This window comes from Zarconia sp., assembly GCF_057467645.1.
Map to the genome: position 1 here is coordinate 15,269 of NZ_JBRJXU010000034.1, position 21,722 is coordinate 36,990.

The window sequence follows — 21,722 nt, forward strand, 5'->3', positions numbered from 1 at the left end:
GGAGAGTGTCACAAAAACCTCATACGATCGCAATACAGACCGTCCGTATAATCACTAGGGTTGAGAAAGAACTTTAACGTTCTTCAAACTCGGTATCTGTTACAAAGCGAGCTAAATTCTATATGTTTAATGCCACAGAAATTCTGATTCAAAACTTCGTTCGGCGATTGAGGGAGGGTTACCACCGCACTTACGGGGGGTATAAGCCGGCTTATGCGGATATTATCGCTTGGGCGGGGGGCATGGCCCTGGAGAATATCTCGAATAGTGATGCCCTGTATCACAATATGGAACACACCATCATGGTGACATTGGTGGGCCAAGAGATTTTACGAGGCAAGCATATTCGAGAGGGAGGCGTATCTTGCGAAGATTGGCTGCATTTTATTCTGTCGCTGGTTTGCAGTGATATTGGCTATATCAAAGGAGTTTGCCAGCAGGATAGAATCGATCTCAACTCCTATGCATCGGGTACGGGTTCTTTGATTTCCCTGCCGCCGGGGGCAACCGATGCGAGCCTCGCGCCCTATCACGTCGATCGCAGTAAGCTTTTTGTGGACGAGCGATTCAGCGGCCATAAGCTCATCGAGGCCGAAACGATTAAAGAAAATATCGAAAGAACTCGTCCTTACAATGCGAATGAGGAAAGAAAGACCGATACGGCAAGCTTTCCAGGACTGCTGCGAGCGGCAGATTCGATCGGTCAACTCAGCGATCCGCGATACTTGAAGAAAATGGGGGCGCTGTATTACGAGTATGAGGAAACCGGACTCAACGATAAGCTCGGCTATCGCCACGCCGGTGACTTGCTGCAAAGCTACTCGAAAATTTACTGGAGCGATATTTATCCTTGTATTAAAGAAGCTTTGCAATATCTGTCACTGACGCAGCAAGGGAAGCAGATCGTCGCCAATCTCTATGCCAACGTGTTTGTGGTCGAACACGAACGCTAATACGATCGTCGCCAATCCCGGCATTCTGGGCGATCGAGTAATGTGCGATCGCTAAAACGTCAATACAGCAATATGTTTGGACATAACCTTCCCAGTCGCGTTCCGTAGCATGAGAATCGGGTTTTCATTGAAATTACGGTGAGTCCACAACTCCCGCACCCAAACGACGATGCGATCGAGTGCGGGAGTTACCAAACATCAATTCAGACGGACAAACGCAAAGTTGCTTACCCGGCCGCTTTAATGCATTCTTCAACTAAAGGTGCAACCAGATCGGCACCTTTCCAGCCCAGAATTTCCGTCACTTTCTTCTCCAAATTTTTGTAGGAGCGGAAAAATTCGGCAATTTCTTCCAAGCGATGGGGAGAAATCTGGTCGAGGGAAGTAATCTCTTTGAAGCGGGGATCTTCAGTCGGAACGCACAGCAACTTCTCGTCGCGATCGCCCCCATCGATCATTTCGAGCATTCCGATAGGACGGGCAGCAATCACACAGCCGGGGAAGGTGGGCTGGTCCATGAGGACTATACCATCTAAAGGATCGCCATCATCCGCGAGGGTATTGGGAATAAACCCGTAATCGTAGGGATACTGAACCGAAGAGAACAAAACTCGATCGAGTGCGAAGCACTGCATGTCCTTATCGTACTCGTACTTGTTCTTACTCCCGGCTGGAATTTCGATGAGAACGTTCACAACTCCAGGCTTCGGTTGAGCGGGAATCAGCGATAGGTCCACAGACAATCTCCAAACTAAAAACTCGGTTAAACAATGCCGATCTCTGCTGGAATTTCTCATTGACAACAGAGATTGGCAGGCTCGGAGCCACGCAACGGTTGGCATCCGAACGCATCGCACTTATTTTAGCCTAATGTGGGAAAAGGGGGGGGAGGTGGGGCGTTCAACGGGCGAGTTTTTTAGATTCTGGTGTTGGTGAGTGGGGGCAGAAAGATCGCGGGTTAACGATCGAAGTGTCCAAACAGTCGTGACGACAGCTAGACGTGAATTTTTTAGATCGGATGAAGCGAGATGAGCATTACGGTGAGTAAACTGCAAATTGCCCTGGGTGCAGATGCTTCTGGGGTGCAATCGACGCTGACGAACTTGAGTCTGGAAGCAGATACTCAAACGCAGCCTGGATTGTGGCAACTGCTGCAAGGAGTAGTGCGATCGATCGTCGAATCTGCCCAGTTTTGGACGCACGCCGGGGCATCCTCTCGCACGTTCGATTCTCCCAACGAAGCCCAAACATTTTTCGATTTGCTTTCGACGGAAGAACGCAGTAAATTTAGCGCCGAAACCCTGACCAATATTGACGGCTGTATCGCCCAAACTCCGCCACCGCTGGTTGAAGATAGGGGTACGCCGGCTTACATTGTGGTGACGCTGCTGCTGGGAATCGCTGGCGATTGGCGAGGATGGGATGGTGTCGGGGACGAGTCTGCCTTGTCGCATTCTGGGTTGAAACGGATTCTCGAAACCCTGACTCGAATGCCGCCCGAAGATTTGATGGTGTTGGAGTTGCTGTGGAGTCCCCAAACGGCTGCGGATAGTTTGAGTGCCGAGGAGATGGAAGCCGAATATCGCGATCTGAAACCGCTCGTCTGAAGATCGGGAATTTGGAGGCGCGGAATTGACGAAGATCTCTCGTTCCCTGCCTCCGAAAGCTTCCTCAAGTGCGCGTTCCCGACAATCCCGGCAAACGCCGACCTTCGACGGCATCGCGATAGACTTCCACATCCGGCGAAAAATCGATGGGTAAGACAGCAACGATATTTTCGTGGGGACGGGGAATAATCACCCAAGATTCAAGGGTTGCGCCATAAGCTGTTTCTACGGCGGCTATTCCCGCCTCCATGGCCGTTTTGACCTCGGAGACATCTCCCCGGATATTGACGTTAAATCGGGCGCTGCCGACGCGAATATAGCCGACTAAGGTGACCCGCGCGGCTTTCACCATTGCATCGGAGGCAGCCAAAATACCTGGAAATCCTTTTGTTTCCAACGATCCCACTGCTTGCTGTGTCACTTTCTATTATTCTCCTAGATTGAATTTTGAGTTGAACCGCAGTGACATACTCCCGACGCTCCCAAGTGCCCGAGAGCGCAGGCTTCTTACCAACACCAGCTATTGCTTCGGTTGCTCGGTAAGCTTTAGTAACGATACGGGATGCCCCTCCGCACCGGTTCTGTTCTTGAATTTGTTTGAGTTGACAGGCGGCGATTAACACTTGTTGGTTTTACCTGCTTTGAATACTATACCCGACCGGCTATTCCCACGCGACGCTCGCTCTGCGCGACGAACGGGCACTTGGAGATCGATCGCCCTCCGTTGCGGAGTAGAGCGCAGGGTAAAGCGTCGCGGAGGGTGCTGGCAGGGTAGCTCATTGTACGGGGGTGTACGGTCGTTTTTATGGAGCGCGAAGTTGTGTGAAGCCGCCCTCAAGTCTCGTTAGTCTTGTGGATACTTCGATCGAATCAATCGATCTGGGGCTATCGGAAAGGCTCGCTCGCTTCTGTATAGTGGATGGGTAAAACCGTCACTATATTTTCTGGGGGATTGGGGACGGTATAGTGAAGCATCACCTTACCCCCATAGGTATTTTCAGCGGCTTCGAGTCCCGCATCCATCGCCGACTTCACTTCCGAGACACTTCCCCGAACCGCCACGAAGAAGTTTCCCCGTTCGGCTTTGTCAAAAGAGACTAACGTCACTCGCGCCCCTTTCACCATTGCATCGGCAGCGGCGAGGACGGCGGGAAAACCCAGGGTTTCAATCACTCCAACGGCTTGTGGCACGATCGCTCTCCTCAATGGAATTGCTCTATTGTACAATTTGTCGGCACTCTATATCTGATGGGAAATGAAGATCGACATTCGCATTGGCAACGGATACGATATTCATCGCTTGGGAGAGAATCGTCGGTTAATTTTAGGCGGTGTGGAAATTCCCCACGAGTTGGGGTTGCTCGGTCACAGCGATGCCGATGTCCTCACTCACGCGATAATGGATGCGATGCTGGGGGCATTGAGTTTGGGGGATATCGGTCACTACTTTCCCCCCACGGACGATCGCTGGAAAGGGGCCGATAGTTTGGTATTGTTGGCCCAGGTGAACCAACTAATTCGCGATCGGGGATGGGAAGTGAGCAATATCGATTCGGTGGTGGTTGCCGAACGTCCCAAACTCAAACCCCATTTGAATGCGATGGGCGATCGCCTCGCGAGTGTTTTAAAATTAGATCTCGATCGCATTGGTATCAAAGCCACCACCAATGAAAAACTCGGTCCCGTGGGACGAGAAGAGGGAATTTCCGCCTACGCCGTTGCCTTGCTCAGTGCGATCGAAAACTCGTAATCGACACTCGTGAAAGGTTAAGTTGTGTGCCTTTTTTCAAGGGGTGTGGGGTGTTAGGTGCGGGGCTTGACAAATCGCCAGCAGTTCTAACCTCTCTCAAATGCTTCATCCAAATGCGTCATCAGTTATCGATGTTACTGCCTCTAGGGGAGAAAGCCATCAGTAAAGTTTGAGGAATTTACCAACATGCAATCGTCCAGATGCGCGTCATTGAGGACAATTCACCCGTAACATTTATCGCGCAACGGTCGCCGTCTCTTTACAATCATCGAAGACATCGGTATTTTCTATTCCCCATTCCCCATTGGTGAAAGCTTCAGGAAATCGCTCGTTTGTCAAGCCCCATATTTAGTGTGACCCCTCGGTTGACTCTTGGGATCTAGACTGTTTCCGATGAGCGCTCGATGCTCAGACCCCACACCAACTCTCTTCGCGCACCCCAACCCCACACCCTACACCCTACACCCCACACCCCAAGACACAAGTAGCATACAAGCAAAACCGCCTCACCAATGCCCATTCCCCATTCCCCATGACTGAAAATTTGTAATGATACCGGCGCGAACTGCTATAAATATTGACAGACGATCGTTCAGTCCGAGAAACATGATAAATCTCAACACCCATTTTTTCAGTCTCGTTCGCCGAACGATCGGGTTGGCGATCGGGTTTGTGGCGATCGCGATCGTGTCTGGGTGCAGCACCGATAACTTAAAAACAGAATCGGCCCAAGTTCCCCAAATTGTTTTGGGACAAATTAGCGATCCGAAAACGTTTAACGCCGCCCTTTCCCAAGAATCTCCGAATATTTTTGGCTACGTCTATGAAGGCTTATTAATCTCAAACGGGCAAGCAGAAATAGAGCCGGGAATTGCCGAAGCCTTACCCGAAATTTCGGCCGATAAAAAGAAAATCGTCTTCACTCTAAGAGAGGATCTAAAATGGTCGGATGGAGAACCTATTACAGCAGATGACGTGGTGTTTTCGTTCCAAGATATTTATCTGAACGATAAAATTCCCGCCCCCACCGGTGACGTTTTGCGGATTGGTGAAAGTGGGACTCGGCCGACGGTAAAAAAGTTAGACGATCGCCGCGTTGAATTTACGTTACCCGAACCCTTTTCTCCGGTCATTCGTGCGATGGGCGGGGCAGAGATTTTACCGGCTCATATTCTACGAGAGTCGGTCGAGACTTTAGATGATAAAGGAAACCCGTTATTTTTATCCACTTGGGGAACCAATACCCCCCCCGAAAAACTAGTGGTAAACGGCCCCTACCAACTGAAAGAATATATTCCCAGTCAGCGATTAATTTTCGAGCGCAATCCTTACTATTGGCGAAAAGATGATGCCGGGAAGGCGTTGCCGAATATCGATCGGATTATTTGGCAAATTGTCGAAAATCAAGATACGCAGCTTTTACAATTTCGATCGGGTGGGTTAACCTCAATATCTGTATCGCCGCCCTATTTTTCACTTCTCAAGCGCGAGGAAGAGCGGGGAAACTTTACCATTCATGAAGATGGTCCGGCGATGGGGACAACCTTTATTACGTTCAACTTAAATAAAGCCAAAGATGAAAAGGGCAATCCCTTAGTCAATCCCGTCAAATCCGCTTGGTTTAACAACTTAAACTTTCGCAAAGCGATTGCTTATTCCATCGATCGGCAAACGATGATTAATAATATCTATCGGGGACTGGGAAGCCTGCAACATTCTCCCATTTCCGTGCCGAGTCCTTACTATCTTTCTCCAGAAGAAGGATTGCCCACCTACAATTACGATCTCGAAAAAGCCAAGCAACTGTTATTAGAAGCCGGATTTAAATATAATAACCTCGGACAACTTGAAGATGCTGGGGGCAATCGAGTTCAATTTGAGCTCGTTACCAATAGTGGCAATCAAATTCGAGAGGCGATTGGGGTGCAAATTCAGCAAGACTTAGCCAAAATCGGCATCAAAGTCGATTTCCAACCCATTGCCTTCAATACTTTGGTCACCAAAATTCAGGACTCCCTCAACTGGGAGTGCCACCTAATCGGATTTACCGGCGGGGTCGAACCCCACGGCGGCACGACGATTTGGTCGACTGAGGGACGATTGCACTCTTTTAATCAAAATCGTGAAGATCCCCCGATTGTCGGTCGCGAAATTGCCGATTGGGAGCGAGAAATCGCCCAGTTGTATATTCGCGGGGCACAAGAATTTGACGAAGCCAAACGCAAAGAAATTTACGGCAAAACGCAGATTCTCGCCCAAGAAAACTTACCCTTTATTTACCTGGTGAATCCCTTCTCGATGGCTGCCGTTCGCAATACCGTAGAAAACTTGCAGTTCTCTGCCCTGGGGGGTGCGTTCTGGAACATATACGAACTCGATGTTGCCGAGGAACCCCAAGAGTAGTGCCCGCCGAACCGTTCACATCGGCTCAACGATATTCTCAAATGATGCCGAATGGGTAATAAACGCTCAAATTCTTACTTTTTCGTGACTTTTGACCACCGATTCGATTCCCCATTCCGCACTCTCACCAGGGTTGCGCGATCGTTCATATTAGACGTCAATTAATATTTTCAGCTCGTTGCCGATGAATGCCGACACTTTACAATCTCTGCTCGAATCCGTTGCTGCCGGGGAACTGTCGCCGGAACTCGCCCTCGATCAACTCAAACACGTCACCTTCGAACCCGTGGGGGACTTTGCCAAAATCGATCGCCATCGCAGCCGGCGGACGGGATTTCCCGAAGTGATTTGGGGACAGGATAAAACCCCGGAACAAATCGCCCAAATTATGGAGGTGATGCGACAAGATGGGGGGGTGGTGATGGCAACGCGGGTGTCCCCGGTGGTTTACGAGCAACTGCGGGAGAAAGTTCCAGACGTGGAATACTACGCGATGCCTCGGATTTGCGCCATCCTCCCGGAACTGCCACCACCCCAGCATTCGGGTAATATCGCCCTGTTTTGTGCCGGGACTTCCGATCTTCCGGTGGCTGAAGAAGCGGCCGTAACGCTCGAACTCAGCGGCTTTTCGGTGCAGCGGATTACGGATGTGGGGGTGGCGGGGATTCACCGACTGCTGGCTTACCGAGATGCGATCGCCGCTGCAGATGTCATCATCGTGGTGGCGGGGATGGAGGGGGCCCTACCCAGTGTCGTGGCGGGTTTGGCGGCCTGTCCGACGATTGCCGTTCCCACCAGCATCGGCTACGGTGCCAGTTTCGATGGCATTGCCCCCCTCCTGACGATGCTCAATTCCTGCGCGCCGGGAATTGGGGTGGTGAATATCGATAATGGTTTTGGGGCAGCCGTGTTGGCCGGTCAGATTTTGAGATCTCGACGGGGGAGATAATTAAAAATTAAAAATTAAAAATGCAAAATTGGGACATGGTGATGGGTGATTTGGAGGGAGATAAGGGAGAGGGGGAAGACGCGGAGACGCAGAGACACGGTGACGCGGAAAACCTGGAATTTTGAATTTTGAATGCGTGCATTTTTAATTCTCCCCCCACGCTCCCCCTAGATCGTTTCTACGGGAAGAGAGATGGTAAAAGTGGATCCGATCTCGGGTTGGCTTTCGGCGGTAATATCTCCCCCCATCAACTGACATAACTTTTTGGTGATGGTTAAACCCAGTCCCGTTCCCTCGTATTTGCGCTCGATCGAAGAATCAGCTTGGGAAAATGGCTCGAACACCTGAGGTAGTTGCTCCGGTGCCATGCCGATGCCCGTATCGCTAATGGCAAATGCGATCGATTTTGAGGACTGCGGCTCTTTTGGCTCTTGGGAGGCGTCCCAATACACTTTTAGGGTAATTTGACCGTTGCGGGTAAATTTACTGGCGTTGCTCAGGCAATGGAGCAAAACTTTTTGGATTTTAGCGCGATCGGCCCAGATATGACCCAGACTCTCGTCGCAATCGATGTCTAAGGTATTGCCATTTCTGGCGACGAGCGATCGAACCGTCGCTGCAACTTCCCAGATCAACTTCGACACCTCAATCGGTTCCCGGTGCAATTTGATATCCCCCGCTTCAATTTTGGAGATACTGAGAATGTCGTCGACGGAAGAGAGCAAATGTTTGCCTGCAGCTTTAATCTTCCCCACATCTTGAAGTAACAGCCGCTGACCGAGTTCGAGGGCTTCTTCTTCGAGAATCTCGCTATAACCGATAATGGCGTGGAGCGGGGTGCGAAGTTCGTGAGTCACCGTGGTCAAGAAGGCACTTTTGGCTTTGTTAGCCGCTTCCGCTGCTTCTTTGGCTTGTCTGAGTTCTTCAGATCGTTTGTGTTCGGTAATATCTTGCAGGGTTCCGGTGATTAAATGTCCTTGCACTTCCACCCGTTCGCGAACGATGCGCTCTTCCCCATCCCCTCGGAACATCCGGTAATCGAGGCAGTAAGCGCTCGCTTCTGTTAAAGCTCGTTCCCGGCACTGCCGAACCGTGGCGCGATCGTCGCGATGCACCAATTCCAGCCGCCGTTCCCAGTCGGGCAATCCCGGTTGGCGAGTCACACCCAAAATCCGATACATTTCCTCAGACCAGCGCAACCGACCGTCGATGGCGTTCCAGTCCCAGCTTCCCAACTGACCGATTCGCTGGGCGTTGGCGAGATTGCGCTGACTTTGCTGGAGGTACATCTCCGCCTGCTGGCGACCGACGATCGCGGTCGCCAACACCAGGGACGTGACGGACAAAGCACCGGTAAAAATCTGTAGGGAAATGACCGCCCCAAAATCTCCGTTGCCGTGGAGGAGGAAGGGACCGCTGTCGCGGGCAATGCCCCAAATTGCGACGATCGCGATCGGCACGTTTGCGAAGACCGTTCCCCGCTTGCCAAAGCGCAATCCCGTCCACACGAGTAGGGGAAACGGCAGGTATTCCAACGGGTAGCTGGCCATGTAAACGCGGGTGCGGGAGGCGAAAATCGTCCAACTGACCAGAAGTAGTAACAGCACCAGACTCATGGCTTCCAATCTTCGCCATCGAGACCATTGGGATGGATGGGGCATCAAATCCTGGTGGCGGACGAACAGGGTCAAAAATATCGGCACCACAACCAACACTGCTGCGGTCATCGCAATCCAACCCGACCAGAACAATCGCCGCACGCTGCTACAGGTCTCGAGTCCCGCACCACATTGAATAAAAGTTTCAAAGGTCGTTTCCAAGAGAGTGGATGTTAATCCGGCCAGAACGACAAACCAGATGACATCTCGAGTGCGACTCAACTCCCGATCGAAGTCCCTCGCTGCGAGTAGGGTCGCCCCCACCCACGCAGAAATCGCCTGAGTGCTGGCGATCGCGATCGCAATGCCCCAAGGCATTCCCTCGAACCCAGCGGCGAACGCGCTTCCCAAAAAGATAGCCGCGCAATATTGTTTTCCCATCAAGATGGCGATGGCGAGGGCGATGCTGGTGGGAACCCCGACTAAAGCCTGTTGGACAACGGGGTTCGCCCAAAGGGCGATCGATTGGCTCAACCCAACATAGGCTGCTGCCAAAATTATGACCATCGCCAGGTATCTCAGAAGGTCGATCGGTTTCATTGGTACAAGCACTCATAATTAACTCGATGAAGTCAGCTAGCCAGATGCAAACTTCTTTATGAAGTGGGTGGTTCCGTTCGCGCGGAGGCGATCGACCGAATTGGGCATACCTCGATCGGGTATGACTTTAGACGGTGGTAATGTGATAACCTTGACCCATTCCCTGTTTCTCTTTTCTCCATTCTGCGTCCTGATTCCGAATATTTCCCGATCGTGTATTTAAAAAGGCTGCACCTGCGAGACTTTCGCAACTATCGGGATCGACACGTGGAGTTCAGAGCGCCGAAAACGATTTTGGTCGGAGACAACGCCCAAGGCAAATCCAATCTCCTCGAAGGCGCGGCATTACTTTCCACCCTCAAAAGCTATCGCAGCGCGAGCGATCGGGATTTAATCCGCGAAGGGACTGATGTGGGACGGGTTTGCGGTCTCGTCGATCGACTAATTGCCCCCATCGAGTTGAGCGTCACCCTGCGCAGAACCGGACGGCGTACGGTGGCCGTCGATCGTCAAGGGTGCCGACGACAATTGGATTTCTTAGGCATTTTCAATGTGGTCGAGTTTTCCAGCCTCGATTTGGAATTGGTGCGCGGTAGCCCCGAATCCCGACGGCACTGGTTGGATGGTTTGGTGGTCCAGCTCGAACCCCTCTACGCCCATCTATTAAAACAGTACGAGCGAGTTCTGCGCCAACGCAATGCCCTGTTAAGAAAGAACCGCGATTCCCAGTTTTCCATGCCCCCTGGAACGGATTCGGCACTACCGGTGTTGAACGTTCAACTGGCGACACTGGGGACGAAAGTGATGCGTCGGCGGGCGCGGGCCATCGAACGCCTCACCCCCATCGCCCGTGCCTGGCACGATTCTATTGGCGGTGGAGCGGAGCAGTTATCGATTCGGTATGCGGCCAATGTCACCTTGCCGGAACCGCTGGGGATGTGGGAAAAACCAGAGGTTCTGCGGCAAGGGTTTCTCGATCGCATCCAAGAAAAAGCGATCGCCGAATACCATCGCGGCACGACCCTGGTGGGCCCCCATCGAGATGAAGTGGCGCTTTTGATTAACGAGACTCCCGCCCGCCAATACGCCTCGCAAGGGCAACAGCGCACCCTGGTACTGGCGCTGAAGTTGGCTCAGTTGAAGTTAATCGAAGAGGTGGTGGGGGAACCTCCTGTCTTGCTACTCGATGACGTGCTTGCCGAACTCGACCCCAACCGCCAAAATCAATTGCTCGAAGCCATTGAAGATCGCTTCCAAACGCTCATTACCACCACCCACCTGGGGGCATTTGACGCTCAGTGGTTGAAAACCTCCCAAATTTTGGGGGTTCGGGCGGGGCAAATCGACTCTCAAAGCGATCGAATTTCCTAGCGAACGGGCAGATCTTTTGAGATTTGTATCGTATTTTTACCAAAACAGAATTCTCTCTCGCAGAAATCTGTCATGTTTGCTTATAATTATGACAGTCTTCTTTATACTATTTAATAGTTGTAAACGAAGCGTCAAAATTATTGGCTTTCGTGCTCAATTCGATCGTACACATTTCTTTATGGTGAGTGATGCCCCGGATACTCGTCATCGACGATGACCCTGCAATTTCAGAACTCGTCTCTGTCAATCTAGAGATGGCTGGCTACGAAGTGAGTCAGGCCGAAGATGGTATCAAAGGTCAGGCGCTAGCGGTTCAGCTCGTGCCCGACATGATACTGCTCGATCTGATGTTGCCTCGGGTTGATGGATTTACCGTATGCCAGCGCTTACGTCGCGACGAACGTACCGCGGATATTCCTATATTGATGTTGACCGCCTTGGGTCAGACCCAGGATAAAGTCGAAGGCTTCAACGCCGGTGCTGATGATTATCTGACCAAGCCCTTCGAGCTAGAAGAAATGCTTGCCCGCGTGCGAGCGCTGTTGCGACGAACCGATCGCATCCCCCAAGCGGCGAAACACACGGAAATTCTCAGTTACGGAGCGCTGACGCTCGTCCCGGAACGGTTTGAAGCCATTTGGTTCGATAAAACCGTCAAACTCACCCATTTGGAATTCGAGCTGTTGCACTGTTTGCTTCAGCGTCACGGTCAGACCGTGTCCCCCAGCGAAATTCTCAAAGAAGTTTGGGGTTACGATCCCGATGACGATATTGAGACGATTCGAGTCCATATTCGCCATCTGAGAACGAAAATGGAACCCGATCCCCGTCATCCTCAATTCATTAAAACCGTCTATGGTGCGGGGTATTGTTTAGAGTTACCCAGTAGTGGGTATATCCACGATGAAACCTCTGAATCGGAGTCATCTGACAATCGCGCCAAAGTTGACTGAGGACGAACCGTCCAACATCCCTTCAATATCTAACACTTGAAAGCAGAGCTGGAGAACCCAACTCTGCTTTCGTTTTAGAAGTCTCGATCGACTTCGATTTTATACGTACTAATGGCTGGATGCGGAACCCGGGACTTGAACCCGGAAGTCCTTGCGAACACTAGAACCTGAATCTAGCGCGTCTACCAATTCCGCCAGTTCCGCTGGATGCGAATTTCAATCGCGACTTCTTACATTAAAGTAACTTGGGGTACCTGTCAACTCTTTTGGGGGCGATCGAAGAAAAAAAACCAAAATCGGGGAATCTCGATTCCGGGGTAGATGGGGGGAAGCGGTGCTGACAAGGAATGGTTTTTAACTGTTGGATGGATTTGAGCTGGGGGAGCAGGCGTTGCTGGCCATCGCCGAACCCTTGCATTTTCCTTGACCTCATCACCGACAATTGCCCAATGGTCAAAAACCATTCCCTGTTAGGTGAAGGGGTGACGCTCCAGGGGGGAGATATAGCCGTATTAAGTCCCGTTAGGACAATAGTGCGCGCCGCGCGTGCGTGTGCGGAGCGCACAAACATCTTACTCGCGTTTCCAACGATACGATTGCTGGAAGTGTCCTAAGGGATCTGCGGGAAAATAACATACCAACCGTAGGGGGAATGCGGCCGTTGACCCCTACAGCAGATCGGTATCTTATTTTTTGGCAAGTCCCTCACTACAGTGAATAGAACTATAAGGGAGAAGAGGGTTGTAAATAACCCACTGTAAATTGTCCGTTGTCCATTCACTCTCCCTCTGCCTCCGGTCGCTTCTCGGGTTTCCTCCACCCCCGAAGCGCACGGTCACTTGTGTGCGCGTCCGATCTAGCGACGGCTATTGCTCTGGTCTTATCCGCGTCCGTTTGCGCTGTGTTTTGCACCACTGCTGCGTTTTTTGAGCAGGCTGCCACCTCCCAAGACCAAACCCGACATTAAGAGCGTTGTGGAGGGTTCTGGAACGGGAGTGACCGTGACGCGCGCTTCGGCTTCCCAGGTTCCTACGAGGCTATTCACCTGTTCGGATTGAAACCAACTCCCATCGGGAAACATTGCCATGACGGGCAATGTTATAACACCGCCAAATAGCCAATGATTTTGAAGCTTCGGTACCCCTTCACGATCGTAGGAAACACCCCCCAAAGAAAAATCGGGTGGCTCTGGAATCCAAGAGATCGCATCAAAAACAGAATCCCCTAAATCCCAAGATAAATCTCCGATGGTTGCCGAAAAACTCGTTAGCTCGAACCATCCATCTTTCGCAACAATCTCGAACACTCCAACCTCACCGACAAAAGTTTCTTCGAGGGGTTGCGCGTCATCGTAGCTAAATTCCCCAAAACCGACTTGTACGTCATTCTCAAAAAACTTCAGATCGAATTCAACCATCGCCGCACGAGCTGGAGTAGTCGCCAGAATTCCTAAGCTGGTGAGGGTACTGGTGGCGATCGCCAATTGTTTTAGGTTGAAGAGCTTCGGGTTAGATAACATCATGATTCGTTAAGACTCAAGTTCAATAGACTCACGCAAAATACATCACTATCTAGTCATGTATAACTTCAGTAATCGTACAAGGTTGGTCTCGAACTCTAATAATTTTCGATCGAACTTTTACGCAAACTTTTTAATTTCTTTATTCTTTATTTACATGCATAATTAGGGGTTAAATACTTAGACTATTTTCGATTGCTGAATCGGTACCGCAAAATGATGTTCTTCACTTGAGTTTCTGTAAAGCGGATGGCTAAAAGTGAATCTCTAAGTCCCGAACTAAAAATTAGCGCTCTAAAAACAAGTTGGCTTTGGCAAAAATGATTAAATATTAGACGAGAACCATGCTACATCTAAGTTTTTAAGTCCAAAAATTAAGTATTACTGCTCAATCGAGGATTCAGATTTCGACGATTTTAGATAACAGCTCGATGCTCATCTTGAAGACACCAAATCTAAAATCGTTTTCGAGTAACCCATTATTATTGACAAGTGTCTCACAAGCTAAACCCGTCACCTACAATCGCGATCGAGAGAATCAAAATGTTTCCTCGAGAGTAATATTAGGACCGACCTCAGATTTTTCGTCTCCTCACCCTTTTCCAATACATCAGCGTCATCATCGATCGGTCTCATTTTTATCTGGATGACTGTCTAGAACTTTTTCAGAGAGCCAAGCCAAAGGAAGAATTAAGACAAGTACAATGACAAAAGAAGCAATGAAGAGAACACTCTTAATCGTTTTTAGGAAAAAATCTTGTATATTTTTTGCTAAATTCTGAGAGCGAATGTAGAATAGCATATTTAAGTTAGAGCTTAGTCTAGAGCCAAAATAAATTGGAGTGTTTTTTGTAGACTGTACGATGAACGTTGAGGCGATGGATACAGTCTACAAGTTTTATTGATTTTTCATCCATACGCTGCGTTATGATTTCGCGAGCGCTATATCTCAAATTTTAAATGACTCAAATGATATTTTCTATCCGTTATTGTGCTGAAATTCAACTCGGCATCAAGAGCGCGATGTCGGGCGTTTAAGGTCTCGTCGATCTTCAATTCCGAATTCTTGGCTGGAAACGAGATCGCGATCGACTTCGATCGCATCATCTTATACGTTGTTTTACGGACGGTTTTTTAAAATTGCCTTCAAGACTCCGTACTTGTACTGCTAAGCTGAAACTTTCCTCTGAGACGTTCCTGGAAAAATCGCAAATTGTGTCCTGTTGCGCGCTGATGTTTTGGAGAAGGATCTTTCAGGCTGGGGAAAATAATCGGTTTCTCACAGAGCATCAGTTCCCAGGCGAGATCGAATTCTTAAGCTTTCTCAACCCAGCAACATCCCAGGTGCGCACCCTCAAAAAAAATCACCCTCTCTAGTTTGAGTAACCAGTAAGGGCGGTAGGACATGTCTATTAGGGGTGTAACTGATATTTATAATGAAATGCGGGTGTTCGTTTTGGAGTTCAAGTCGCGTATAAGTTATGTATAACTTTAGAATTGACTCAAAATTGACCTGAATTGAGGCAAGATTTGAGTTCGATCGAGCTTTGTCGTAAGGGTTCTCAAGGAGGGAGTTGCCCCGGTGAAATGATGCGCGATCGCCTCTGTGGTGGAGTTATTGGCTCAGACAAGTCGAGCTAATCCCGGAATCTCTCGTTCAACAATTTACCCCACGGGTCAGGGAAACGGTATGAGGTTGAGGTTGAGGTTAAATAGCTTGCTTCTAAGGGATTTACTCATTCCTCCTCAAGATTGCGGCAGTGGTGCATTACCCGAGATCGGAACTCCACTCGAGACATTCGCCCCAAATCGAGATACAGCATTCCATGGTTTCAAACACTTTAAACACTCCCAACCCCCGAGTTAGCATTATCATCCCCGCCTACAACGGCGATCGCTATATCGTCCAGGCTGTCGAAAGCGTGTTATGTCAAACCTATCGAGATTTTGAAATTCTCGTCATCGACGATGGGTCTACCGATCGAACTCGCCAAGTTCTCGAACCTTATTTCGATCGCCTGCGCTACATTCCCCAAGCCAATCAAGGGGTTGCAGCGGCCCGAAATAGAGGTCTGCAAGAGTCTCGTGGGGAGTTCGTCGTTTTCCTCGATCAAGATGATATCTGCTACCCCGAAAAACTCGCTCTTCAGGTGGCGAGTTTCGAGGAGAATCCGGAGGTGGATATCGTTCATAGCGGCTGGCAGCGGGTCGATGCCGAGGGCAAACCCCAGTCGAACGTAGAAATGTGGCACCACGTCCCTACCCTAGATGCGGCTGGTTGGTTGCAATGGATGCCGGTTCTCTTCAGCGCGATGATGTTTTGCCGCACTTGTCTTAATCGTGTCGGCCCTCTGGATTCGCAATACAAGCAAGCCTGCGATGTGGATTTGGTGCAGCGCCTGATGCTGATGGGTTGCCAGACGGCTTGGGTGCGACAAATCACTGTCGATTACCGACAGCACGATCGCAACGATTCTCTCAATACCCTCGTGCAAGCGGAGGAATCCTGGGCCGTGCGGCGCAACTTTTTCGAGCGACCCGATTTACCCGACCATTTGCGAGATGTGGAACAGTTATCCTGTTACGCTACTCTTGTGTGGATTGCGTGGCGATTGTGCTATACTAACCGCACTCGCGAGATGGTTCGGTATCTAAAAAAATCGATCGAGTACTCGCCATTTTCGGTTTCTAAAACCCTATCGGCTTGGGTACAAACATTTGTTTGGTATACCAAAGAATACGATTGCGAACTAGATTTTCACGGTTTAAGTAACTCCCTCGAGTGGAGAGAGTTAATTGCGTCTGTGCTTTGAGAATAGCCCGATACCAGGGTTCGATCGGTTGAAGGAGAATCTCGTCATTCCTGGCAGGTGGCGAGTCTTCGAAGGTAGCCCAGATTCCTAACATTGTTTTCTATTTCGAACTCGATGAAAACGATCGAGCAAATATAGCCCAGAGCACTTAGCATTCAGCTTTCAGCCCTCAGTAAAAGCTCTACTGTGTCTAGCTTCTCAGTTTTCAATTTCTCATCAGCGCCACGGTGCTTAGCTATACTTATTGATTCATCACGTTAGGACTGAGAAAATGCTGCAAAAACCAATCGTTCGGATTCTCGACTTCACTCGACTTGGCTCGAAAAATTCCGGCTCGATCTACGCCTACCATCTCGATCGCCCCAGAAAAGGAGATAATTACGATACTCATCATTTACCATTCGCAGGGTGGGTACTCAGCAAAAAGTCCCCGATCGTATCTCTTGAGTTTATCGTTGAAGGTAAACTGTTACACAAGACCCAGTTAAATCATCCCCGTCCGGACGTACTTAAAGCGCATTCAGATGTTTCGGTGTCTCCAGAAAATGTCGGCTTTTCCACAGCACTGGCAATGGAAGCTATCTGCGAGACGGAAGCCTCGCAACTCCTCATCCAAGCAGTTTTTGAAGATGGTAGCCTAGAACCACTTTTCCGAGTTCAATTCAGTTGCCAGCTCCTCGAATACGATTCGGTGGAAAAACTCGGTCCCGACTTTCTGATTATCGGCGCGATGAAAGCGGCAACCTCGGCAATTTACGATTATCTCAGCCATCATCCTCGCGTCATTCGTCGCTATCCCAAAGAGCTACATTTCTTCACTCTGTATTTCGATCGAGGATTGGATTGGTATCTCTCGCAGTTTTCCCCAGTTCGGGAAAATCTGCAGGGCAAACCTTTATTAACCGGAGAAGCCAGTCCCACGTATTTAGTTGATCCAGAAGCACCGGCACGAGTTCGAAAATTCTTCCCCAACACCAAAATTATCGCCTCTCTGAGAAATCCCACCGATCGGGCAATCTCCCAGTACTACCACCAGGTGAAGCGGGTGCAAAATGAAAAGAGATCGATCGAGACAGCTTTTAGCGAAGCAGAACTGGCAAAGATTGGGAAAAAGCCACTCTCTTCAACCGAGCACTACATTAGAAACGGATTATACGCCCAGCACCTGAAAAACTGGTTTGAGGTGTTCCCTAAAGAGCAGATACTAGTTCTAGATTATCACGAGTTGGAAACCGATCCCGATCGATTTGTTGAAAAGGTTTTTGGGTTTCTGGGGTTACAAGACTTTTTACTCAGAGATGTTCAACCGGTTTTTCAGAGTAATTATCCGGAACCTCCCCCAGAAGTAAAGCAAAGGCTGGATGAGTATTTTCAACCTTATAACGAAGAGCTGGAAAAGCTAATAAAGATTAAAATTTAATTTGTTGACTTGATTGATTGTTTTAATTATTTAATCAAGAAAAAAATTTTGATTTTTAGTTAAGTTTAAGATTTTATTTTTGGGGAAAATTTTCTTTAATCACTTTAATGATAGAATTTGATATATTTTCTTCAAATAATAGTCCAGCTGAGGATTGATAATGAGTCGGATTCGGCCATTTATAGCCTTTATAAGGTCTAGAAACTTGGATTGTTACAAGATTTGAGCTTGTCAAACTATTTACAACTTTTATCGATTTATTTTGAATACTTGTATCAATCACAACAAGCTTAAAAAATAAATTAGTAAATTTACTTTCTAGTATATATAACAGACAAGATATATCGACGCTATTTTTAGAGACATGTAAGATAAAAACAATATTTCCTCGATCGATAGCATTATAAAAATTGTGAATTCTAGTTTGATATCTTTCGATGAAATTTTTAAATTTATTATCCGACCAATAATTTCCTTGTTCGTGATTAAAAGAACAATTATATTGAGAATTTTCTATCCACGATATAGATTTTTTTTTACTGGTAAATACCTTCAATAAATCGGGATTTAAATAGTCCCGAAAATCATTTTCTATTAGCGCACAAATACTGGAGTAAGGATGAACAGATAAATCGAAGGGCATACTGACTTCTCCTTGCGATTTAACTTTTTTAATTCCCCATCTAGTCGGTAAAGTTCTTGATAAACAATCCAGACCTAAAGAAATAACTTGATAGTTATATTTTTCTAGTCCCAACTGATTTTCATTGCGTTTACATAAGTTAATGAAATTAAATCTAGAGCGTTCGTTTTTTGGAGCTAGTTTTACGGCTATTTCTTGGTATCCAATCGCCTCCTTTAATAGAGATTTTTTAGCCATTAATTCTGCTAGTTTTTCATAGGGCTGATGCCAATTTTGTTTAAATTGAAGCGATTTTTTATAGGCATTAATCGCGCTATCAAATTCTCGATTACTTTTGAAAATATTACCAACTTTTAAATATAGAACATGAGGATTGCTTGGATTACGACTTAAAGCGTTCTCATAATATACGATAGCTTCTAATGGCTGACCTAATTTTACCAATAGATTACCAATTTCGTGGTAAACCTGCGCAGGCAAATCTTCTTCGATTGAGATGCCTTTTTTAAAATAAGTCAGGCTTTCTTGAAGATTACCTTTTTCCATAAATTGCCTCGCTGCCTCAATGAAGGTTTTAGATTCTTGCCTTCTTGCTTCTACTTTGATTTTCTGTGAGGTCAGACGATCGCCCATTTTTGTATTTTTTCTTAAGGTCTAATTTTGAAAGTTCGATCGAGCTAGTTTTTCTACCCCAAGCTAAATTGAAACTTTATAAAGATCGACCACAATCGACATCGGACGGCGAGGATTTTGAACGCGAGGATCGTTATCGGGCGTTCTTTTCACGAATCCTTTTGAATAGTCAATCTCATTCATTACGGGTTCGCCGTTGGTATCGTAATAATGCAACCAGTGCACTTGGCAATCGCGAAGTGGAGAGAGTTCGATTAATCCCTTGAGGGTTTCATAGGTGGGAAACCAAACGTGACCGCGATGAGCAATATTTGAGTTTGCAGAACCAGATTGCGATCGATCGTCTTTCCCAACGCCATCTTGCAACAAATCGCAACGATAGTCCGGTAATGCCATCCGTATAAAACCACCGGGCTTGAGGATGCGGTAAAGTTCGGGAAATGTAGCGGTTAAGAGCTTATAGGGCTGAATCAACTGAAAAACGTCTTCGGATAGAAATGCATTAACGACTGCATCGGGAATGGGGAAGGGTTTGGTTAAGTCATGCTGGATATGATTCTCGTCTGATTTTCTATTACTCACCCCAACCCATCCATCTTTGCGCGCGCGTCCAGTTAAATCTCCTGCATACAATCGAATAGAATTTTGTTCGAGTACTTTGCTCCAGTCTGAAGCAAGAGCCTCAAACTTTAGCGGTTTTTGCCACCAATGGGTTTGACGTGTTGGGCTAATCGATCGGGTAAATTCCCAATCTTGAAGTAACCAAGCCGCTTTTTCGTAGCGTGCTCGTTGAGCATCATCTAATATCAAAAATCCTCCTTTTTTCAAAATCCGAATTGAGGATTCTAGACATTTGATTCGATCTCGACCATCGACAATAATTACATCAAAGTGTTCGTCGGGAAATTCATTGCAAACTGAATAGTAAGGAGTGGGTAAAATTTTTAAATCTACCGAGCTACATGATTCATGTTGTTCGATAGAATTTTTAACGTTATCGTACCAATCTCGATCGTGTTCGATGGAAACCAGATTTCCAGTCCGCTTTGATAGCCAGACAGTCGATGCTCCACTACCAAACTCTAAAACTCTAGCATCTATATTCTTAGATAAAAAATCTTTCAAAAACTTATTTGCTTTGGGTGTCAGCAGTGGAGTCTTGGCTAATTGGTATTTCTCAGGTTCAATTTCATTAACAGTTAAAGAATTTTCAGAACTATGATATTTAATTAGATAGAGCGGCACGCGACTCTCATTTTCTAAAATACCTTGAACGAGAATCACCGATTGGCTAGGCATCCCCATTAGGGAAACTGAAGTTGAAAATCCACTGTTTTGAGCATGTGGAGATGTTGGATGTGCTTTTGCTACATCGGGACGAGCTTTATCAACAGAAGCTTCAGATAAAATACGACCATTACAGATAATCTCTACAGTAGTGGCTGTTGCATCTCGTCCGAGAACCCAACCCGAAATCTTAACCGACGTTGACTCGACCTCTGCTCCCACCTTAGGTAAACCTATATGAGAGCCAACCAACAACTTTTTATTGTACTTTATTAATGGTAACCATTGTGAGATTTTAATCGTATCTTTTGGTGTTGAGATAAAAGTCTGAATTGAATGTAAGTTCAGTATATTTTTTAAGCCTTTTATTTCTTTTTTGGTTGTTTCTAAAAAATCAAGAATTGATAAATTTTTTTCTTTGTTTCGATCGTGGAGATTAAATCCTTGTTCTTTTCGAATTTTACTTAAACCGTCTACATCTTGAGTTGCTCGTCCTCTCGCTCTTTTTAAATCCCATTCTGCTCGACTTTTATTAAAATAGTGATTAATTTGAATCAGATCGTAGGTAATATGTTCTCCTCTCCCTAGACGCTTTTTTGGAGTAAGAACGCGATCTGCATAGCAATAGGTTTCCCCTGGCTCGAATTCACACATATGAATTCCAACGTCCTTCAGAAATTTCAGGCGAGCAATGGTTTTAAAACGTTGATGCATATGAAAATCCGAACTTGCACACCGAGTAAATCGCTCCATCACTAAACCCTCCGTTTTACTCAGGTGTCCTGAAGAGCCAAATAGCTTCCAGTTAACGGCAAGACCAGCTACATCTTCATACTTCGATAAGAAGCTTGGTAAGTCGCTATCCTGAGTGGGAACGATGAATTCATCACAATCAATAAAAGCGACCCATTCGCATTTTCCATCTAAACGCTTGCAAGCATCGCGATAAGCTTCAAGTTGGTTGTTACAATTCGGTTGACTGGGCCATTCTACATAAGTAATAATTCCGGATTTGTCAAGACACTGTAATATTTGGGGGGTTTCATCGGTACTGTCATTGTTATAAATGAGGAAATGGTCAGCTCCGATCGCTCTATGGTATGCAATCCATTCAAGTAAATAAGCGGCTTCGTTTTTGACTGTTATAACAATAACAACTTTGAATTGTGGAGATTGCATAATCTTTACCATTTTAATAACTAGATCAAACCAGTTGGCTATCG

Annotated in this window: 16 protein-coding genes and 1 tRNA gene; 9 read left to right on the plus strand and 8 right to left on the minus strand. The window is 47.4% G+C overall.

Annotation, left to right across the window (positions count from 1 at the left end; genetic code table 11):
- Positions 1-122: 122 nt before the first annotated feature.
- Complete coding sequence (locus AC2215_RS05180) at positions 123-953, plus strand: Npun_R2479 family HD domain-containing metalloprotein (RefSeq protein ID WP_486808897.1); 831 nt, start codon at positions 123-125, stop codon at positions 951-953.
- A gap of 227 nt (positions 954-1,180) precedes the next feature.
- On the opposite strand, the gene AC2215_RS05185 is transcribed toward AC2215_RS05180, so the two are convergent.
- Positions 1,181-1,690: an inorganic diphosphatase gene (locus AC2215_RS05185; protein ID WP_486808898.1), complete on the minus strand. Its 510-nt coding sequence runs from the start codon at positions 1,688-1,690 to the stop codon at positions 1,181-1,183.
- 303 nt (positions 1,691-1,993) lie between these two features.
- Here AC2215_RS05185 and AC2215_RS05190 point away from each other — a divergent pair, with 303 nt between their 5' ends.
- On the plus strand, positions 1,994-2,560 hold the full coding sequence (locus tag AC2215_RS05190; RefSeq protein ID WP_486808899.1) for a DUF1517 domain-containing protein: 567 nt from the start codon (positions 1,994-1,996) through the stop codon (positions 2,558-2,560).
- 64 nt (positions 2,561-2,624) lie between these two features.
- On the opposite strand, the gene AC2215_RS05195 is transcribed toward AC2215_RS05190, so the two are convergent.
- On the minus strand, positions 2,625-2,981 hold the full coding sequence (locus AC2215_RS05195) for a carbon dioxide-concentrating mechanism protein CcmK (protein ID WP_486808900.1): 357 nt from the start codon (positions 2,979-2,981) through the stop codon (positions 2,625-2,627).
- 464 nt (positions 2,982-3,445) lie between these two features.
- Entirely contained in the window at positions 3,446-3,751 is a 306-nt protein-coding gene (locus tag AC2215_RS05200; RefSeq protein ID WP_486808901.1) for a carbon dioxide-concentrating mechanism protein CcmK, read from the minus strand.
- 70 nt (positions 3,752-3,821) lie between these two features.
- Here AC2215_RS05200 and ispF point away from each other — a divergent pair, with 70 nt between their 5' ends.
- The 3 genes from ispF to larB all read left to right on the plus strand — a co-directional run bounded on the left by ispF (position 3,822) and on the right by larB (position 7,662).
- A complete protein-coding gene (gene ispF, locus AC2215_RS05205; RefSeq protein ID WP_486808926.1) occupies positions 3,822-4,310 on the plus strand; it encodes a 2-C-methyl-D-erythritol 2,4-cyclodiphosphate synthase in 489 nt (162 codons plus the stop codon).
- Positions 4,311-4,916: 606 nt separating this feature from the next.
- Complete coding sequence (locus tag AC2215_RS05210; RefSeq protein ID WP_486808902.1) at positions 4,917-6,713, plus strand: ABC transporter substrate-binding protein; 1,797 nt, start codon at positions 4,917-4,919, stop codon at positions 6,711-6,713.
- A 184-nt stretch (positions 6,714-6,897) separates the two neighbouring features.
- Positions 6,898-7,662, plus strand: coding sequence for a nickel pincer cofactor biosynthesis protein LarB (gene larB, locus AC2215_RS05215; RefSeq protein ID WP_486808903.1), 765 nt, complete (start codon positions 6,898-6,900; stop codon positions 7,660-7,662).
- 167 nt (positions 7,663-7,829) lie between these two features.
- Here the strand turns inward: larB and AC2215_RS05220 are convergent, their stop codons facing one another.
- Complete coding sequence (locus AC2215_RS05220) at positions 7,830-9,860, minus strand: ATP-binding protein (protein WP_486808904.1); 2,031 nt, start codon at positions 9,858-9,860, stop codon at positions 7,830-7,832.
- Positions 9,861-10,073: 213 nt separating this feature from the next.
- Here AC2215_RS05220 and recF point away from each other — a divergent pair, with 213 nt between their 5' ends.
- Both recF and AC2215_RS05230 read left to right on the plus strand, forming a co-directional pair.
- Positions 10,074-11,231 carry a DNA replication/repair protein RecF gene (recF, locus tag AC2215_RS05225; protein ID WP_486808905.1) on the plus strand — a complete coding sequence of 386 codons (1,158 nt, stop codon included), beginning with the start codon at positions 10,074-10,076 and terminating at the stop codon, positions 11,229-11,231.
- Positions 11,232-11,419: 188 nt separating this feature from the next.
- Positions 11,420-12,184, plus strand: a complete 765-nt coding sequence (locus AC2215_RS05230) for a response regulator transcription factor (protein WP_486808906.1) — start codon at positions 11,420-11,422, stop codon at positions 12,182-12,184.
- Between the two features lie 120 nt (positions 12,185-12,304).
- Here AC2215_RS05230 and AC2215_RS05235 read toward each other — a convergent pair.
- Together AC2215_RS05235 and AC2215_RS05240 are read right to left on the minus strand one after the other, a co-directional pair.
- Positions 12,305-12,388: transfer RNA gene (locus AC2215_RS05235), tRNA-Leu, on the minus strand.
- Positions 12,389-13,064: 676 nt separating this feature from the next.
- Positions 13,065-13,706, minus strand: coding sequence for a PEP-CTERM sorting domain-containing protein (locus AC2215_RS05240; protein WP_486808907.1), 642 nt, complete (start codon positions 13,704-13,706; stop codon positions 13,065-13,067).
- A gap of 1,823 nt (positions 13,707-15,529) precedes the next feature.
- On the opposite strand from AC2215_RS05240, the gene AC2215_RS05245 reads away from it, so the two are divergent.
- Together AC2215_RS05245 and AC2215_RS05250 are read left to right on the plus strand one after the other, a co-directional pair.
- Positions 15,530-16,516 (plus strand): glycosyltransferase family 2 protein, encoded by a 987-nt coding sequence (locus tag AC2215_RS05245; RefSeq protein ID WP_486808908.1) that lies wholly within the window; start codon positions 15,530-15,532, stop codon positions 16,514-16,516.
- A 271-nt stretch (positions 16,517-16,787) separates the two neighbouring features.
- Positions 16,788-17,936 carry a sulfotransferase domain-containing protein gene (locus tag AC2215_RS05250; RefSeq protein WP_486808909.1) on the plus strand — a complete coding sequence of 383 codons (1,149 nt, stop codon included), beginning with the start codon at positions 16,788-16,790 and terminating at the stop codon, positions 17,934-17,936.
- Positions 17,937-18,009: 73 nt separating this feature from the next.
- Here the strand turns inward: AC2215_RS05250 and AC2215_RS05255 are convergent, their stop codons facing one another.
- Entirely contained in the window at positions 18,010-19,212 is a 1,203-nt protein-coding gene (locus tag AC2215_RS05255; RefSeq protein ID WP_486808910.1) for a DUF1796 family putative cysteine peptidase, read from the minus strand.
- Positions 19,213-19,275: 63 nt separating this feature from the next.
- Entirely contained in the window at positions 19,276-21,678 is a 2,403-nt protein-coding gene (locus AC2215_RS05260) for a glycosyltransferase family 92 protein (protein ID WP_486808911.1), read from the minus strand.
- Positions 21,679-21,722 lie beyond the last annotated feature (44 nt).

Bases quoted from the DNA above. Each gene is read 5' to 3' on its own strand.
- AC2215_RS05245 (WP_486808908.1), top strand. From the start codon at position 15,530: ATGGTTTCAAACACTTTAAACACTCCCAACCCCCGAGTTAGCATTATC.
- larB (WP_486808903.1), top strand. From the start codon at position 6,898: ATGAATGCCGACACTTTACAATCTCTGCTCGAATCCGTTGCTGCCGGG.
- AC2215_RS05180 (WP_486808897.1), top strand. From the start codon at position 123: ATGTTTAATGCCACAGAAATTCTGATTCAAAACTTCGTTCGGCGATTG.
- AC2215_RS05260 (WP_486808911.1), bottom strand. From the start codon at position 21,678: ATGCAATCTCCACAATTCAAAGTTGTTATTGTTATAACAGTCAAAAAC.
- AC2215_RS05250 (WP_486808909.1), top strand. From the start codon at position 16,788: ATGCTGCAAAAACCAATCGTTCGGATTCTCGACTTCACTCGACTTGGC.
- AC2215_RS05230 (WP_486808906.1), top strand. From the start codon at position 11,420: ATGCCCCGGATACTCGTCATCGACGATGACCCTGCAATTTCAGAACTC.
- AC2215_RS05240 (WP_486808907.1), bottom strand. From the start codon at position 13,706: ATGATGTTATCTAACCCGAAGCTCTTCAACCTAAAACAATTGGCGATC.
- AC2215_RS05220 (WP_486808904.1), bottom strand. From the start codon at position 9,860: ATGAAACCGATCGACCTTCTGAGATACCTGGCGATGGTCATAATTTTG.
- AC2215_RS05255 (WP_486808910.1), bottom strand. From the start codon at position 19,212: ATGGGCGATCGTCTGACCTCACAGAAAATCAAAGTAGAAGCAAGAAGG.
- AC2215_RS05210 (WP_486808902.1), top strand. From the start codon at position 4,917: ATGATAAATCTCAACACCCATTTTTTCAGTCTCGTTCGCCGAACGATC.